Origin of the sequence: Terribium retamae, from assembly GCF_022347545.1 — a bacterium.
GTDB lineage: Bacteria > Pseudomonadota > Alphaproteobacteria > Rhizobiales > Rhizobiaceae > Mesorhizobium > Mesorhizobium retamae.
On sequence record NZ_JAKREW010000010.1, the window covers coordinates 45,441 to 62,463 of the forward strand.

Sequence of the window (17,023 nt, forward strand, 5' to 3'; positions counted from 1 at the left end):
GCTCAGGATTCGGGAAGAGTGGGTTTAGAGGCTGCCCGGCGCGTCGGCCTCAGGCGAGCGAGATGGCGCGAAACCACCCGCTCTTCGCCGAGGATGCCGCGGGGCCGCAGCAGCAGGATTGCGCACAGACCAACGCCGATCAGCACGATACGCAGCGCCGCGGCGCGCGCCTGCTGCTCAGGTGGGAACAGCGAAGCGATGGCACCGGCCGACGCTGCCCAGATGGCCCACACCAGGATTGCACCGAGGATGGCACCGCGGTTGTTGCCAGAGCCGCCGACGATCAGCATGGCCCAGACCTGGAAAGTGAGCAGCGGCACATAATTGTCTGGCGCGATGAAGCCGACGAAATGAGCCTGGGCCGCACCGGCCAGACCCATGATCGCGCCACCGATCGCGAAAGCCTGCAGGCGGAAGCGGGTTGCGTTCTTGCCGAGCGCCAGCGCTGCCGTCTCGTCTTCCCGGATGGCGCGCAGCACGCGTCCCCATGGACTGCGCAACAAATGTTCGAGTGCGAGATAAAGCAGGACGACCACGACAATCAGCACGCCGAGATTGAGCAGGCTGAAAGCCAGTGGGTCGCCGGCCAGGTTGGTGAACGGCCTGGGAATGAAACCGATGCCGAAGGGGCCGCCGGTGACGCTTTGCAGGTTGAGCGCCACAAGCTGCACCGTTACAGCCACGCCGAAGGTGGCAATGGCGAGATAGTCAGCGCGCAGCCGGATCGTCAGCCAGCCGACGAGAAACGAAGCGAGTCCTGTGGCAAGCGCCGCGCCCAGCCAGCCGACCAGGATAGGCAGGCCGAAGCCGCCAAAACGGTCGGGTGCGTCGGGCGTGGTCAGCAGCGCCGAGACATAGGCACCGATGGCCACAAAGCCGGCGACGCCGACGTTGAACAAGCCCGTCTGTCCCCACTGCACGTTGAGGCCCAGGCACATGACAGCGTAGGTCAGGGCCATGGTCAGGAAGAACGCGATGTAAGCGACGAGTTCGACGCTCATTCAGCCCTCCCGAACAGGCCTTGCGGGCGCAGCAGCAAGACGAAGACAAGGATCATGAAGGCGACGGCCGCCCGCCATTCCGCGCCGATCAGCTGCACCCCGAGCGCTTCCGCAAGTCCGACAATCAGACCCGCCAGCATCGCGCCGGGCACGCTGCCGATGCCGCCGAGGATCGCAGCGGCGAACAGCGGCAGCAAAAGGTCGAAACCCATATACGGACGGATCTGCACCAGCAGACCGGCCATGACGCCGGCAATGCAGGCAAGCCCAGCGCCCAGCACCCAGACGGTGCGGATCACCTTGCGCACATCGATGCCGGCGACGCCGGCCAGCTGCAGGTTCTCGCTCACGGCACGCATGGATCGTCCGATCGCCGTGTGGGTGAGCAGGATGTGAACGGCAACGACGAGAAGCGCGGCGATGGTCAATGACAGAAGCTGGTCGGGCGTAGCCCGCAAGCCGCCACCGAGCGGAAGCGCGATCTGCAAGGCCTTCGAGAAGTAGACCGGTTTCGAGGTGAAGATGAATTCGAGCAAGCTGCGCAGGGCCAGGGAGGCGCCGAAGCTTGCCATCACCATGATGATGATGGCGCTGCGCCGTTTGCGCAACGGACCGAACAGCAGCGCATCGACAAACAGCGCCAGTGCTGCCGTCAACGCTACGGCAGCGAACACCGCAAGCGGCAGCGACCAGCCGAAAGAGAATGGTCCGATCGGCTTGAGCAGAGCTCCCGACAGCGAGCCGAGCAGACCGCTCGTTGCAAGCGCAAGATAGGCACCCCAACTGATCATTTCGCCATGGGCGAAATTGGCGAAGCGCAGGATCGAATAGGTGAGCGTGATACCGATGGCGCCGAGCCCGATCATCGCACCGGCAATCAGGCCATCCATGATCAGTTGCGGGTTCATGACGTGACCGCCTTTCCCGCATGGCGCGCACCGAGATAGAGCTCGGCGACGATCGGATCTTCGGCGAGTGTGGCTGCCGGCCCCTCGTGGCGCAGTTGCCCTTCCACCAGGATCGCCGCGCGATCCGCGATGGCAAGTGCTGCCTTCACGTTCTGTTCGACAAGGATGATTGTGACGCCTGTTTCGTTGATCGCCTTCAAATGCGCGAACACCTCCTGCACGATCTTGGGGGAAAGACCCGCCGAGGGTTCGTCCAGGATGAGCACGCTCGGTTCGACGATCAGAGCGCGCGCCACCGCCAGCATCTGGCGCTGCCCGCCTGAAAGTTGGCCAGCACGTAACGAAGGCCGCGCTGCGAGATCGGGGAACATCGCGTAAAGGTCGGCCACGCGGCGGCTGCGTTTTTCCTTGGGCAGCACGTTCGCGGCCAGGAGCAGATTGTCGTGGATCGACATGGTTGCGAAGATATTCTCGGTCTGCGGCACGAAGGCCAGGCCGTGGCGGATCTTCTCATGTGTCGGCACGGCGGTGATGTCGAAATCGCCGAGTATGGTGGCGCCTGAGTGGATCGGCACCAGCCCGGCGATCGCCTTGACGAAGGTGGATTTGCCGGCGCCGTTGGGTCCGAGGACGATGACGAGTTCGCCGCTGCGGATCGAAAAGTCGACGCCACGCACGATCGGCAGGTCGGGATCGTAACCGGCGACAAGAGCCTGCGTGGAAAGTGCGACGGTCTGCGAGTTGCTCATGCCGCGACCTCGCCCAGATAGGCCTCGATTACCGTGCGATTGCGCGACACTTCGTCGGGCGTACCTTCCGTCAGCAACTTTCCCGCAGCCATGACGACGACGCGGCCGCACAGCCGGGCGACCATATCCATATTGTGCTCGATCAGCAGAATCGATTTGCCCTGGCGGTTGAGCTCCAGCACGCGATCGCTGATGAGCTCCAGCAGCGTCGGGTTGACGCCGGCCGCCGGCTCGTCGAGCAGGATGGTCTCCGGGTCTGCCATCAGAACGCGTGCCAGCTCGAGCAGCTTGCGTTGCCCGCCCGACAGCACCCGCGCGGGTTCCGCCTCCAGCCCGGACAGTTTGACGAAGTCCAACAAAGTTCGCGCTTTGTCGACGGCCTGGCGTTCTTCGGCGGCGACACGGCTCGGCTGGAGGAAGTTCATCCAGATGCGTTCGCCGGACTGCCGCTGGCTGCCGGTCAGGACATTCTCCAGCACCGTCATCTCGGCGAAGGGGCGGGGGATCTGAAATGTGCGGCCGATGCCGCGTTCGATACGCCGTTCCGGTCGCTCCTGTGCAACCTCGGCGCCGCCGATGCGGATCGAGCCGGATGTCGGCTTCAGGCTGCCTGCGATGAGATTGAAGAGTGTGGTCTTGCCGGCGCCGTTCGGGCCGATCAGCCCGACCATCTCGCCGCGACGCAAGGTGATCGACATATGGTCGACCGCGCGCAGGCCGCCGAACTGCTTGACCAGGTCACGCGCCTCGACCAGCGGGCCGCTGGCGTGGGTTGAACCGGATAGGGCTTCTGCGACAGGCTGCATCGTGGCCGATCGATTATTTTTGATCTGTGATGTTTGATCAAACTTTACATCGACGCAAATTGCAACTACGAAAATGTGTAATGGCTTTAGGTGTCCGACTTCCAATGGTGGACGAAATGCCTGACCGCGACATCCATGGGATATGCCCGAAGCATCGTGCGAGGGCCGCAGCATGAGCCGCCGCGGCGCACTTTCACCGGTTGTGCGTGAGACGTTGCACGATCGCGTCTATGCCGAACTGCGCCGCTCGCTGATCCATGGCATGTTCGACGCGGGCGAGATGATGCGGATCGTCGACCTCGCTGAAACGCTGGAGACCAGCACCATGCCGGTGCGCGAGGCGCTCGGTCGCCTGGTTTCCGAGCAGGCGCTGGAAGCGCTGCCCAACCGATCCGTGCGGGTGCCCTTGATCACGCGCGAACGATTGGAGGATCTTGCCCGGGCGCGTTGCCTCATCGAAGGCCAGATCACCGCGCTTGCCTTGCCCAATCTGGCTGCTGCCGATTTCGTCGAGCTCAGGCGGCTGACCGCCGCCTGCGAGGCGGCTTTTGCCAGCAACGACCGTGACAAGGCGCACAAGACGTCCGAACTCAATCACGCCTTTCATTTCTATATCTACCGGGCTGCCGGCTCGGCAGTACTGATCCCGATCGTCGAAAGCCTGTGGCTGCAGTCTGGGCCATATGTCCGCACGGCGGCCCAGATCCATGACGAGAATCGCGATATCCCGGCCACCCATCATCACTGGGCACTGATCGAAGCCCTTGAGCGCCGTGATGTTGCCGGCTCGGTCAAGGCGCTGACCGACGACATCACCCGTTCGTTCAACCTGATCCGTGGCCGTCTCGACGACGAAGAGGCCGACGCGCGGGAACAGCGGCATGGCTGAAGAGCAAGACGATTCCTTCGAGCTCTATGATCTGCGCGTCGAAGTGACTGCGCCCGAGGGCGGGGCGATCTATTGCGGAGCCAAGATCGGCGACTATTTCGAGATGCGCGGCGAGATGCTGCATCTTCCGCCAGGGCAGGGCTTCTCGATCTATTCGCTGGCGGCGCTCTTGCCGCTTCTGCCGGCCAAGCAGCGTCCGACCCACAAGAATGACTGGATGACGACCGATGCGGAGGTCGCTTGTCCGGACCCCAATTGCAGTTCGCGCTTCCGCATCACCCGAACCGGCCTGCGCCGCTTCAGTCATGCCGAAACGACGGCCGTGCCGCTGAAAGAGGATTGAGGCGACAAGCATGCAAAGAACAAAGCTGGCACCAGATTACGAGATCTCGCGGGTCATCCGCGGTGGCTGGCAGATGGCCAGCGGCCATGGTGCGGCGTCGAGCGACGATCCCATCGCCGATATGATCGCTTTTGCCGATGCCGGCATCACCACCTTCGATTGCGCCGACATCTATACAGGTGTCGAGGAACTGATCGGCCGTTTTCGGCTGCGTTACAGGGATGCGCGCGGGCAGGGGGCGCTCGATCGTATCAAGGTCCACACCAAATTCGTGCCCGATCTCGATGTCCTGCCGCGCATCACCAAGGGTTATGTCGAAAGCGTCATCGACCAGTCGTTACGGCGGCTCAATCTCGATCGGCTCGACCTGGTGCAGTTCCACTGGTGGGACTACGAGGCACCACACTGGCTGGAGACCGCGGGCTGGCTGAACGAGTTGCGGCAAGCCGGCAAGATCGATCGCATTGGCGGCACCAACTTCGACACCGACCACGTCGAAGCGATCGTCGCGGCAGGTGTGCCGGTGACCTCGATGCAGGTGCAATATTCGCTGCTCGATACACGGCCTGCGAAACGCATGGGCGCCCTCGCGTCAGAAAAGGGCATCGCGTTCTTGTGCTACGGCACCGTTGCCGGTGGGTTCCTCGGCGACCGCTGGCTTGGCGCGGCAGAGCCCAACGAGCCCTATGAGAACCGCTCGCTGGTCAAATACAAACTGATCATCGACGATTTCGGTGGCTGGGATCTGTTCCAGGAGTTGCTGCGGGCGCTGCGTGCAGTCGCCGACCGCCACGATGCCGACATAGCCACGATCGCCAGCACCGCCATGCTGTCGCGGCCCTCGGTAGCAGCAGTCATCGTCGGCGCGCGCAGCCGCGCACATTTGGCTTCGAACCTCGCCATTTCGGACATCGAATTGACCGATCAGGATCAGAAACAGATTGCCGCGGTGCTGGCTGAGGCAAAAGAGATCGAGGGCGATGTCTACACGCTCGAGCGTGACCGCCACGGCCGTCATGGTTCGATCATGAAATACAACCTCAACAAGGGAGCCGCCTGATCGAGGGCTGCCCAGACCTCTTCGCAACCAACAAGATCGTGTCGGGAGCACGGTCATAACAAAGGGGAAGTGACATGAAGAAACATCTTTTGGCCACCACCATGCTGGCGGCGCTAGCCGCTTCGGCCGCACCGGCGCTTGCTGCCGATTGCGACATCACCGTCGGGTTGGTCATGGAACTGACAGGACCTGCCGGCGAATATGGCCAGGCCGGTGCGAAATCCGTCGAAATGGCGTTCCGCGACTTCAACGAAGCCGGAGGTGTCGGCGGCTGCAAGCTCGTGACCGATACACGCGACAGCCAGAGCCAGGGCAATGTTGCCGTCGATCAGGCGACGCAGTTGGTCAACATCAAGAAGGTGCCGGTCATCATCGGCGGCATCATCTCGTCGGTGTCGATCCCGATCCTGACCTCGGTGACCGCGCCGGCTGGTATCGTGCAGGTGTCGCCGGCTTCGTCGTCGCCGACGCTGACCGCGCTCGGCAAGGACGGCAAGACCAACGGTGTCTTCTTCCGCACCATCACTTCGGATGCACTGCAAGGCACCGCCGCCGCCAAATACGCCATCGACCAGGGCCTGAAGAAACTCGCCATCATCCACGTCAACAACGACTTCGGCGTCAACATGGTCAAGGAGTTCGCCGACGCCTACAAGAAACTTGGCGGCACCATTACCTCGACCACGCCTTACAACGAAAAGCAGGCGAGCTATTCAGCCGAGGCGAGTGCCGCGATGGCCGGTGAACCCGAGGCGCTTTACCTGGTCAGCTATCCGGTCGACGGCGCGACGATCGCGCGGGCCTGGATCTCAGGCGGCGGTGCCCAGAAATTCCTGCTCAATGATGGCATGAACTCTGCCGAGTTCATCGATGCGGTCGGCGCGCAATATCTCAGCGAAGCCTATGGCACCTCGTCGGGAACCAGCAAGACGGCGTCGACCGACTATTTCTATGGCGCCTATGAAGCCTTCTCCGGCGGCATCAAGCCGGATGCGCCGGCCGCCGACCGTTCCTACGATGCGGGTGCGATCGTGGCGCTGGCCATTGCCAAGGCCGGCAAGGGGGATGCCGCCGCGATCAAGGCGGCGATCCCGGAAGTGGTCTCAGCCAAGGGCGAGCCGGTCCATGCCGGCAAGGAGGAATTCGCCAAGGCGCTGGCATTGATAAAGGAAGGCAAGCCGGTGAAGTACGAAGGTGTCATCGGCCCGGTCTCATTCGACCAGTATGGCGACATCACCGGCCCGTTCCGTCTGTGGAAGATCAAGGACGGCAAGGTCGAGACGGTGGGTGAGATGAGCGCCGATGATGTAGCCAAGGCCAAAGGCGAAATCCAGAAATAGGTGGGTCTGGATGCAGTCAGTCCATTTCTCGGTCGGTCGACGAATGTCGGCTGACCGGGTTGATCTGGCGCTTACGATAGGCTCGCATCAAGAGCGAGGCGCGCTTTGCACAGGCCTTCAAGCGCGCGCTGCGTCGGATTCCGGCCGGCCGCGCAAATCTCTCAGGATGCCCCAGGCGATAGCCAGCAGCATGCCGAGGACAAAACCAGCCGCAGCGCCCAGGACGATCATGATAGGGAGACTGGGCGGCCATGCGCGACCGTTCGGGGGAACGGCAGTGGAAATGACCTGCACGTTGGTCGTGTCGATCTGCTCGCGTTCAGTGATCTGACGCGCGCGTGACAGGAAGCTTTCATAGATTGCCGTCTTCGACGCAGCATCGCGCAGAAGTTCGCGCAACGCGACTTCGGACTCGTTGTCGGCGAAGACCCTACTCTTCAGATCATTCATCTTGGCGTTGAGGGAAGCCAACGACGCTTTGGCCCTGTTGAGATTGACCTTCGCCTGGTCGACGGTGCGTGCAAACTCGGCTTTGAGCTGCGTATCGACGGTTCCGAGCTCGGTCTTGAGACGGACAATCGTCGGGTGGCGGGGGCCAAACGTCATGGCCTGGGAGTCGATTTGCTGGCGCAGGCTGTTTGCCCTCTCGCGCAATGCGGCAAGCGTTTCCGAAATCTCGGGGGTGGAGCGGGTTCCATTAGCGCCCGAAGCCACCAAGGCATCGTAATTGGATTGGGCCGCGACGACGCGCGACTGCTCTTCGAGGATCTGGCCGTTCAGTTGGGTCATTGTCTGAGAGCTGACAAGCTGGCCATTGCTGGAGGCCAGGCTGTGGCTGCGCCGGTAAGCTTCGACTTTTTCTTCCGCGGCCTGCACGTCGCTCTTGAGCTGTCCGAGTCTCTCTTCGAGAGCAGATGCGGCGCGCTTTGCATCGGAAGCTTCGGCGTTTGCCAGCTCCTCCCGGAAGGTCTTGACGATGGTTTGCGAAATCAGCACGGCTTTGTCTGCGGTCTCCGCAGACACGGACAGCGTCGTGGCAAACGACTTGTCGTCTGCTGTCGACTTGACCTGCTTCGCCAAGTTTTTCAAGGCAGTGAGTTTTGGGTCAGCCTTTTCCGCGCCGCCGCGCGATGGGTCGAAGAATTCCGGATCGTTGTAGAGCTCAAGTTCATTCACGACACGGGAAAGCACGCTGCCGGACGTCAGGATGCGTTGTTTGCTCCGTGCACTGAGGATCTGGCCGTCGATCTGGCCCGATTGCGGATAGAGATCGTTCTGTACGACTTGCAGGTTGGCCGGGTTGACCAGGATATCCGTGGTGACCGTGTAACGCTGCTTGCTCAGCATCGAATACGCGCCGCCGACGACCCCGCCGACGATCGCCAGCAGACATGCCAGGATGAGGCCCGCACGCAGCCAGACGAAAAGGCGACGAAAATCAAGTTCGAGAAATGTCCCGATCTTGTCCAACGTCACCGTTGCCACGGGTTCGGACGGGGTCGACGCCGTGCGCTCCGGCGCTGTGGGAGACGTAAGCGCGCTTGCAGCAGTCGAATGCCCTTGCTGCAATCGCGCAGCGCTGGCCCGCCGCGCGTTTTCAATCCGCTGATAAGGGCTGATACCGGCGTCCGCCGCAGAGATAGGAGGGCGGGAACCCGCGGACATTATGCTAAACCCTTGCTATTCTTCACGCGTAGTCTGATTAACGAAACATCGTTAATATTTTATTTTCCATGTTTGTACATGAGTTGGTAGCCAACCGGCATGCTGCGCACAGCGTTAGTCCTATGCGCCGAGCAACGCTTCGTATCGATCGCCGATCTTTTTGACGTCGAAATCAGCGGCCCTGCTTTTCAAGGTTGCGGCAGAGATCGGCTGGTCCAATGTTTCGGACATCGCCTTTGCCAACGCTGCGGCATCGCCAACCGGCACCAGAGTGCCGTAACGGCCGTTCTCGAGAATCTCACGCGGTCCATGTGGTGCGTCTGTCGAAACCACGGGAACGCCTGCGGCCATTGCTTCAATCAATACGTTGCCAAAGCCCTCGCTTGTGGACGAGAGGACAAACAGATCGGCTGCTGCATAACAGGCGGCGGGATCGTTGACGTAACCGGCAAACAGCACATCGGCGCCGACACCGGTTTCTTCGGCGTATGCATGGAGATCCTCGCTCAGCGGACCTTCGCCGAAGATGACCAGTCGAGCCGGGCGTTTGGCGCGCAGGATCGCGAAGGCCTGCAATAAGGTCCGATGGTCCTTGACCGGCACAAGGCGGCCGGCAGTGGCAATGACGGGGCCATTGCCCATCGCTGCCAGTTTTTCCTGCCAGGCATAGGAATGTCGTTGCGAAGTCGTCGCCAGCGGCAGCGGGTTGTTGATGACGACGACCTTGGATTTGGGGAACCCGCGAGCCATGATGTCATGGCCGACACCCGCCGAAACGGCGATGACTTTCGTCGTGCGCATCGCAGCTAGTCTAGAAAGCCAGGAAGTCGCAATCCTGGCGCCACGCGTGCTGGCCGGCAGCGACGCCGCTGCATGGAAGCTCGGAAAGAACATCGCGCGGCTCCGCGCCAGCAGCAGTGCCATCGTCATGACCAGATTGGCGAATTCGGGCCCGCAGTAAACCGCATCCGGATCGAGACGTCTGAACAGCCGGGCGCTTCGCACGATACCTTTCAGCGTTGCGAACTTGCCGTAACGATCGTTTCTTACGGGAAGGCCAAAGTTGATGAGATGCACGGTGGGAGAACGCAGCGCTGCGTTAGGCCCTTCCGCGTTCCAGGTGAAAAGTGTGACGTCGTGACCGCGGGCCGCCAGTTCGTTTGCCATGAGGACAAAGACACGCTCTGCGCCGCCGCCCGTCAGGCTTGCTATGTGAAAAACGATACGCTTCCCCACGGATTATGCCCCTGCTGCCGGTCTGTATACGCCCTGGCTAGTTTCGGCCGCTCGGTTGCGGCTTCGGCATGCTCGCCAGCTTGATGCGGCCCCTGATGTCGAAATCCGCCCGCCAAAACATGGTGCCTACTCGTTAAAATTCACTAAGTGGCGTCAGCCCCGACGATCGCTTGTTAATACTTCATTCGCCATGTTTGTTTATCTTGTTGCATTGTATCCTAGTGCGTTTTGCGGAGACTGACTTGGTCTCGTTGGCCAGGATGCCCTGTTGGTTGTCTCCACGTGGATAGGTCATGAGCTCTCTCGCCGGCGGATCGGAAAGATTGGCGACCAGCCAGGCGCGCCGTCAGAATGCGCTATCCATCCTGTTGCTGTTCTGTGCAGCGTCGGCATTTCTGCTTCGCTTCACGATGTCGGTGCAGACGATGAACAGGTTCGTTCCCTACACGACCGACGGGGGACCCTTTTACGCCAAATTGCATTTCGGCACTTATGCGATTTTCCTGCTGCTTGTTCTCGTCCTCTTCAGCAGACCCTTCTTGTTGCATCGCGACGAAGTCGGGCTCTTCAAAGCCCTGCTGTTCTTCTCGGCTTCCACGGTCGTCCTGGTGGCCTATCTGTTCATCGCCGGCCACGCGAATGCATCGGGCTTTGTCATTGACGCATATACGGTAGCCAGCGCGGCAGGTCTGGTGATGCTGGGTCTTAATACAGACACGCGGCGGAGGCTGGGCGACGCCGTGTTGGCGATGCTGATATTAAGCGCTTCGATTGGCATCGTCGAAGCAGTGACCCAGCATCGCTTCATGCCCTATTCAGAAGCCGAACTGGCTTTCAGGCCCATCGGCCTGTCGTCGCATCCGCTGTCTCTTGGGGGTATCTCTGCTACAGCCATCGGCTTCGTGGCGATGACGAACTGGCGCATGTGGGTGCGGTTGAGCGCTATCTTCATACTATACGTTGGTTGTGCCGCATCCGGAGCTCGTACCGCGCTGATCCTCGCTTCCGGCGAAATTCTCGTTCTGCTGCTTTTCGTGCGCTGGCCACGCCTGTCGCCCAAGCATGAGCGCCAAGCCAAGTTTATCGTGTTGTTGTTTACTCTAGCAGCCGGCGCAGCGCTGGTGGCTGTGATGTTCGCAGGCGGTCTGCTCGTTCGTTTCGGCGACACGCTCTTTGACGCGAATTTCATGTCACGCATCACGATCTACCAGGTCTTCAGCTATGTCAGCTGGAAAGACATCTTTCTTGGTATGGATGGTGGCGAGCTCCTGAAGATCGTCAACGAGAAGCTGAACCTGCCCTTTATCGAGAGCGCGCCGGTCGTGATCATCATGATGTTCGGCTTGCCCGCCGGTTTGCTTTTTATGGCGCTGATACTCTGGTTTATTTTTCGGCTGCTGCGTGGTGCTGCGATGCCGGCATGGATAGCTACCATCACATATCTGCTTGCTTCGCTGTCGAACAATGCGCTGACGTCAAAAGCGCCGGATATCGGGATGCTCGTGGTGTTGCTGCTGGCCTATCGAAATCCGCTGGAGCGGAGGTCGTCGACCGCTTCTGTATCCGAGCGAAACTCAGATCCGAGGCCGCAGTCTCGGTAAGTTCAAATCAACCGGCGCTATCCACGACTTCAACTCGACCTGCACGATTGAGCGTATGGATTCCCGAGCGGGCCCATGCCGGACCAGTATCTATCGGGCGGGGTGGCGCGAACCGAACATCGAAATCGTCAAGCTGCTCCAACCGCATCAGCCCCAAGCCGCCACCATAGGCGCTCGATCCGTTTTGTACCGGCAGCACCGGGGCATCACCGCGCCGAATAAAGGCGCCGCCGGGTCGGGTTTTCGAGTGGTCGACCGCGATGGGATTGAGGGCATGCGCGATCCAGGGGCCGCGCAAGGAGGAAGCCGAATAGACTGCCATCGTGTCCGACGCGCTGCCGTAGCCAAACTTCTCCGTTCCCAGCAACCAATAGCGCCCATCTGTTTCGAGCAGCGTCGCATCATTGAATTGTCTGCCCGTTATCAGAACAGTGTCGCGCGTCCAGCGATCTGGAAACCGTTCGGCCCGATAGAGCACAAGCTCATGCGCCGCGGCGCTTTCGGGGATCATGAAAATTTCCCCTTCGTGGGCGAATACCTGCGGGTATGAAAGGTGATGCGGCTCTTCCAGCACGACTCGGGGCACGCCGAAAGTCCCATCGCCGCCCAGCTCGGCAACGGAAATCACCCCACGGCCTGTCGCATAAGGAAACTCTTCGACAAACAGATAGCAGCGGCCATCGTGCTCGAAGACAAACGGATCAGCGTAGAACCGCCGCCCATCGTCCGGGAGGACTGTGAAGGGCGTGCCGTCGAGTCTGCCGGTTTCGGCGACGCCTGCCCCGTCGATCAGCCGATAAGCGACTTGCCAGTAAAAGGGGCGCCGCCCAAGTTTGAATTTTTGCTTCGCTCGGCACCACAAGTCCCTGAAGAAATGAGGAAGGTAGCGGCGGAGAAATTCGTCGCCTGTCGTGATCGGCGTTGGCAAATCGGCCACTGGTACGAGCTTGCCGGCCATGAAACGCGCAACGCTCTGCACGAGCAGCGAAATGGCTCCAGCGAGCAGGTCGTTGCAACTGCGGGACAGCCAGAGACGATCCCACTGCACTGGCCGCCCCCGGGCAACTGTCGTTCCATCGAGACGAACCGCAAGTTCCGGCAAACATTTACCTGCCAGTATTTCGACCACCCCCGCTGGGAAGGTATTGTGGCCGCAAAATTCGAGCGTCAAGACTGGCACGCCTGGTCTGATAGCACCGGCGGCCGGGTTGGCGGTGAGGTCGATGACAATGTCCGCAGGGCCGGAATCGCTCTCGGGCAGTGGCTCGGAAAGGCTTGCCAGCGAGGGACCGAAACGCCAGCTCTCGATCGCCAGGACAGTGTCCAATCCACGCGCAGGAGGCGTGGGTACTGGTACATGGCGGCTCGAAACCGCATGGCCAGCCGCTTTCAGACGCGCCAAAAGTTCATTTTGCCAGCGCCGAGATCCGTCAGCATGGCTGATGATTAAAATACTGGCCAAGTGAATATGTTCTTTTAAACCCCAACCCGCTTAAGCTATCCCTTGATTTGGTCTCTCCAATCAAGAGGCTAGTTTAGCAGAGCCACATGGACCGGTCACAAATCATATGTCAAGGATGAGGTCACCGACGTACTTTCCAAGATGTTGTCATCCCTGCATTGATTATTCGCAATTTCAAAGCGGGCCGTTGGTGGCCAGATTGCCGAACGAGGATTGTGCTCAATCCTGCCCACAAACGCCCACAAGGCCGAGATTGCGGATCATGTTCGACATGAGGCCAGAGGCTGCTTGGCACAAGAAGCCGATCGAAGCCCGGGCTCTACCCGCCTGGCGTAAAGCAGGCAGGTCCGACCGTCGCGTCAACGGCAAAAAGCCACGGACCGGTCGGTCGGCCTCTCTATCGAGAGCGGAGGCCGCATGAGCGCAGCGGACGGGGCATGGACGCAGCACGCCCTTCTGGCGTCACGGCGTCGCGAGTTCCTTGGAACTTCAATCCACGCGCTGACCATGGCCGAGACACTGGCCATCATCGAAGAAGCGATCCGCTTGCGGCGGCCGTTGCATCACGTGGTCGTCAACGTCGCCACAATCGTGAGCATGAGGCAGAGCGCCGAATTGCACGAGGATATTGCAGCGGCGGACATGGTTAACGTCGACGGCAAAGGCGTGCTTTGGGGCGCACGCCTCTGTGGTGTGGAGCTGCCGGAGCGCGTGGCAAATTATGACGTCATGCTCAACCTGTTCAGCCTATGCGCGGAGCGCGGCTACAAGCCTTTCCTGCTGGGCGCCGAACAACATGTTCTCGATGCGGTTGCAACGCGGCTTGCCAAAGATTATCCGAGCCTCGTTGTTGCCGGTCGGCGCAACGGTTATTTCAAGCCTGATGATGAGGCTGGCATCGTTGCGGCAATCAATGGATCGGGTGCCGACTGCCTTTTTGTGGCTATGCCCACGCCGAACAAGGAGCGCTTTCTCAAGCGCTATCGAGATGAGCTCAAGCCGAGTTTTGTAACAGGTGTCGGTGGCGGTTTCGATGTCTACGGCGGTAAGGTCGCCAGGGCGCCGGTACTCATTCAGGAGGTCGGGCTTGAGTGGGTGTTCCGCCTTGTACAGGAACCGCGACGTTTGTGGCGCCGTTATTACGATACCAATACTGCCTATGCGGGATTGTTGTTTCGGGAGCTTCGGAACCGGTGGGCACGCCGAAATGTCAGCCAATAAGGCGGCTTTGGCGACGGACTATGAATTCGGCAGGCGGGATTTGATCTTGTCGATGAATAGCATCGCCTCAGCTGGATAAAACATGCAGATCAGCGCAAAAAACGTCGCTGCTCCGGCGGTGCCACCGGCGGCCAGCGGCAGGATTGGTGGCGCATGACCAAGCAGGGCGGCGGTAAGGGCGGCGACGAGACCGGTGCTCGTAGCGATAACGACGGATTTGCCGATGTCGTGCCAAGGCACGGGCACCGGTGTGAGCCTCTGACTGATGACGATGCAGCCCACGAGGGCCACTGCTGATCCGCCCGCTAACGCCAGCGCAGCGCCCAGTTCCGCCATCGCTGGGATCAGGAGCAAGGAAAGGGCGATCGTTGCGACCGAGCCGAGTGACGTCACGATAATAAGCAGCCAGGGCCGCTTGTGTGCGTGTATCACTCCACCATAGACGAAGGTCGTGAGATTGGCGCAAAGAACGCTGAAGGCGATAAGCGGAAACAGCAGCCTGACGTCGTGATAATCCGAGGGCAGCAGCAACCGCGTGATGTCGGAGTCCAGCGCAATGAGCATCGCCGCTACCGGCAGGCAAAGGCGCATCATCAATGCCATCAACTGGGAAAGAAGTTTCGCGGACGCTTCTCGGCCTTCCTCGTCAAAGCGGCTGACCACTTCAGGAAATGCCCCCATATTGATGGCGTTGGCGATCATGTCGATCGGCTGTCGGGCCAACACGTAGATGGCTGCGAAATTCGCAACTGCGCCCGCGTCATAGTAGATCTTGAGGAATATCCGTTCCGCGCTGTTGAGCCCGAAACCGGCCAGCGCTGTCACCACCATGGGCACACCGAGGGCAAAGAACTCCTTGCGGGTAAAGCGCGACGGCCCGGTAACAACCAGTCGGAAAGCCATGACGCATGCTACGATGCCGGCGATCAGCGCACCGAGGCTCGAGCCAAGCGATACCGTCAGAAAGCTAGGCTTGAGCATGATGGCAGCGGCGACGGGAAGTACGAATTGCAGCAGGCCGCGCAGGGTTTCGAGCACCGAGTAGACAGAATGGCGCTGCTGCATCTGCAACACCGTCAGTGCGAAGCGGCCGATGGCGCCGGCGATGAGATAGCTGCAGACTGCGATCGCAAACTCGTCCCAACGTTCGGGTACGATCACTGCCGAAGCGATCACAGAAACTGCCAGGGCCAGTATCGTACTGCCAAGCAATACCTGGCCCGCGAGCACCAGGCTGCCGCGGCTGACATCGCCTTTACCGCCAAGCCGGAGCAAGGCGATGCGCAGCCAGTTGGTGACGGCGACGTCCGTCATTTCTCCGACGGTGACCACCAGGGTCAGCAGACCGTATTCGGTCTGATCGATCAGCCGCGTCATGACGACGAGCAGGAGCAAAGCCGAGATGCGCGTCAGCAGGATCGCAGGGCCATAGATGAGTGTGGAGCGTAATAGCAAAGCGTATCCCGGCAATTCACTTTCGATTAACCGTTGCTCGTCGGGAAATCCAGCGGGATATCGTCAAAGGGTGAACAGATTCAATTTGAACTAAAAGATCTCTTGTAAACCTTACTCGCAGATTTCGCGTTGGATTTGCCAGACCCGTGTTATTCAAATTCCAAACATACTGTGGCGTCTCATGCAGAATAGAAAAGTCCATGTCCTGATTGCGACGCCGGAAGGTGTGTCGGGTCAGGGCGGTATCGATCGCATCATGGCCGCTCTGCGAAAGGAATTTGAGCGGCAACAACGGGTTGATATCGACGCTCGTTTTCTGCCGAGCCGAGGTTCAGGTCCGGTTGCGCTCTCGTTCTTCTATATGAGCGGCTTCTGCCTCCGCATGGCAGTTGCTCGGCTGGTGGGGCGGGCGGACGTCGTCCACATCAACGTGTCGGACTACGGCAGCACCTATCGCAAATTGGTAATTGCGAAGTGCGCGCGACTGCTCGGCATCCCCTATGTGCTACATCTGCACGGGGCCCAATATCCGGCGTTCTGGACTGAAAGCCAGAGCTTCAAAAACCGGTGCATTCGGCGGATGTTCGAGAATGCCAGCCGCGTCGTGGTTTTGGGACGGGTTTGGCGCGACTTCATCGCGAGCCGCGCTCCAGCCGCCATCCCCAACATCGTCATCGTGCCCAACGCAGCCGAAATCCCGACGCTGCCGCATGTCGGCGGCGGGGACAAGGCCCACATCCTGTTTCTGGGTCGCATTGGCGATCGCAAGGGTGTGCCTCAATTGTTCGAAGCGCTTCATCGCATGAAGCCCCTTGAAGGATGGCGCGCTACAATCGCCGGAGATGGCGAGGTCGAGGCCGCACGAGCAAGATCGGCCGAACTTGGTCTTTCCGAGCGCATTGTGCTCCCAGGCTGGGCCGGACCCGATCAGGTCAAATCTTTGATCGCATCGGCGGATATTCTTGTGCTTCCTTCTTTTGCCGAGAACCTTCCGGTCTCCGTCATCGAGGGCATGGCCGCCGGCCTTGCGATCGTGACGACGCCAGTGGGGGCTGTGGAAGACATCATCACCAGCGAGCAATCTGGTCTGTTGGTTCAACCCGGAGATGTCGATGCCTTGGCCACGGCGTTGACCAGGCTTGTTGAGGACCAGCCATTGCGCGAGCGGCTCGGCAAGGCGGCCATGGCAGTACATCGCGAGCGATTGGAACTCACATCGTTCGTTGGTGCAATCTGCGACCTCTGGTTGGCGGCCGCTTCAAAGAGGCCATCAACCGAGCGCTGATA

General features: G+C 60.5%; 15 protein-coding genes. 7 read left to right on the forward strand and 8 right to left on the reverse strand.

The annotated features are described in order from the left end of the window. Window positions 1-2 precede the first annotated feature (2 nt). Genes L4923_RS12700 through L4923_RS12715 form a run of 4 tightly spaced genes read right to left on the reverse strand, consistent with a single transcriptional unit; the run spans window position 3 to window position 3,464 of the window. On the reverse strand, window positions 3-1,001 hold the full coding sequence (locus L4923_RS12700; RefSeq protein WP_239365464.1) for a branched-chain amino acid ABC transporter permease: 999 nt from the start codon (window positions 999-1,001) through the stop codon (window positions 3-5). Beyond that, the gene (locus tag L4923_RS12705; protein WP_239365466.1) at window positions 998-1,909 is read right to left on the reverse strand and encodes a branched-chain amino acid ABC transporter permease; all 912 of its coding nucleotides are present in this window, start codon (window positions 1,907-1,909) and stop codon (window positions 998-1,000) included. The genes L4923_RS12700 and L4923_RS12705 overlap by 4 nt, the downstream gene beginning before the upstream one ends. Continuing rightward, window positions 1,906-2,658 (reverse strand): branched-chain amino acid ABC transporter ATP-binding protein, encoded by a 753-nt coding sequence (locus L4923_RS12710; protein ID WP_239365468.1) that lies wholly within the window; start codon window positions 2,656-2,658, stop codon window positions 1,906-1,908. Before L4923_RS12710 ends, L4923_RS12705 begins: the two co-directional genes overlap by 4 nt. Further along, a complete protein-coding gene (locus L4923_RS12715) occupies window positions 2,655-3,464 on the reverse strand; it encodes an ABC transporter ATP-binding protein (protein WP_239365470.1) in 810 nt (269 codons plus the stop codon). Before L4923_RS12715 ends, L4923_RS12710 begins: the two co-directional genes overlap by 4 nt. Before the next feature lie 172 nt (window positions 3,465-3,636). Between L4923_RS12715 and L4923_RS12720 the strand changes: the two genes are divergently transcribed. The 4 genes from L4923_RS12720 to L4923_RS12735 all read left to right on the forward strand — a co-directional run bounded on the left by L4923_RS12720 (window position 3,637) and on the right by L4923_RS12735 (window position 7,096). Then, a complete protein-coding gene (locus tag L4923_RS12720) occupies window positions 3,637-4,353 on the forward strand; it encodes a GntR family transcriptional regulator (RefSeq protein ID WP_239365472.1) in 717 nt (238 codons plus the stop codon). Beyond that, window positions 4,346-4,696 carry a TIGR04076 family protein gene (locus L4923_RS12725; RefSeq protein ID WP_239365474.1) on the forward strand — a complete coding sequence of 117 codons (351 nt, stop codon included), beginning with the start codon at window positions 4,346-4,348 and terminating at the stop codon, window positions 4,694-4,696. The genes L4923_RS12720 and L4923_RS12725 overlap by 8 nt, the downstream gene beginning before the upstream one ends. Before the next feature lie 10 nt (window positions 4,697-4,706). Next, a complete protein-coding gene (locus L4923_RS12730) occupies window positions 4,707-5,756 on the forward strand; it encodes an aldo/keto reductase (RefSeq protein WP_239365476.1) in 1,050 nt (349 codons plus the stop codon). A gap of 74 nt (window positions 5,757-5,830) precedes the next feature. Continuing rightward, entirely contained in the window at window positions 5,831-7,096 is a 1,266-nt protein-coding gene (locus L4923_RS12735; protein ID WP_239365477.1) for an ABC transporter substrate-binding protein, read from the forward strand. A gap of 117 nt (window positions 7,097-7,213) precedes the next feature. Here the strand turns inward: L4923_RS12735 and L4923_RS12740 are convergent, their stop codons facing one another. Further along, window positions 7,214-8,572: a GumC family protein gene (locus L4923_RS12740; RefSeq protein ID WP_239365478.1), complete on the reverse strand. Its 1,359-nt coding sequence runs from the start codon at window positions 8,570-8,572 to the stop codon at window positions 7,214-7,216. Window positions 8,573-8,881: 309 nt separating this feature from the next. Next, complete coding sequence (locus tag L4923_RS12745; RefSeq protein ID WP_239365480.1) at window positions 8,882-9,997, reverse strand: glycosyltransferase; 1,116 nt, start codon at window positions 9,995-9,997, stop codon at window positions 8,882-8,884. A gap of 323 nt (window positions 9,998-10,320) precedes the next feature. On the opposite strand from L4923_RS12745, the gene L4923_RS12750 reads away from it, so the two are divergent. Next, window positions 10,321-11,598, forward strand: coding sequence for a VpsF family polysaccharide biosynthesis protein (locus tag L4923_RS12750; RefSeq protein WP_239365482.1), 1,278 nt, complete (start codon window positions 10,321-10,323; stop codon window positions 11,596-11,598). 7 nt (window positions 11,599-11,605) lie between these two features. On the opposite strand, the gene L4923_RS12755 is transcribed toward L4923_RS12750, so the two are convergent. Then, window positions 11,606-12,769, reverse strand: a complete 1,164-nt coding sequence (locus tag L4923_RS12755) for a glucosamine inositolphosphorylceramide transferase family protein (protein WP_275448386.1) — start codon at window positions 12,767-12,769, stop codon at window positions 11,606-11,608. 708 nt (window positions 12,770-13,477) lie between these two features. Here L4923_RS12755 and L4923_RS12760 point away from each other — a divergent pair. Then, the gene (locus tag L4923_RS12760) at window positions 13,478-14,281 is read left to right on the forward strand and encodes a WecB/TagA/CpsF family glycosyltransferase (protein WP_239365487.1); all 804 of its coding nucleotides are present in this window, start codon (window positions 13,478-13,480) and stop codon (window positions 14,279-14,281) included. Between the two features lie 18 nt (window positions 14,282-14,299). Here the strand turns inward: L4923_RS12760 and L4923_RS12765 are convergent, their stop codons facing one another. Continuing rightward, complete coding sequence (locus L4923_RS12765; protein WP_239365490.1) at window positions 14,300-15,736, reverse strand: lipopolysaccharide biosynthesis protein; 1,437 nt, start codon at window positions 15,734-15,736, stop codon at window positions 14,300-14,302. 181 nt (window positions 15,737-15,917) lie between these two features. On the opposite strand from L4923_RS12765, the gene L4923_RS12770 reads away from it, so the two are divergent. Continuing rightward, window positions 15,918-17,021: a glycosyltransferase family 4 protein gene (locus L4923_RS12770; RefSeq protein WP_239365492.1), complete on the forward strand. Its 1,104-nt coding sequence runs from the start codon at window positions 15,918-15,920 to the stop codon at window positions 17,019-17,021. The last annotated feature ends 2 nt before the right edge of the window (window positions 17,022-17,023 follow it).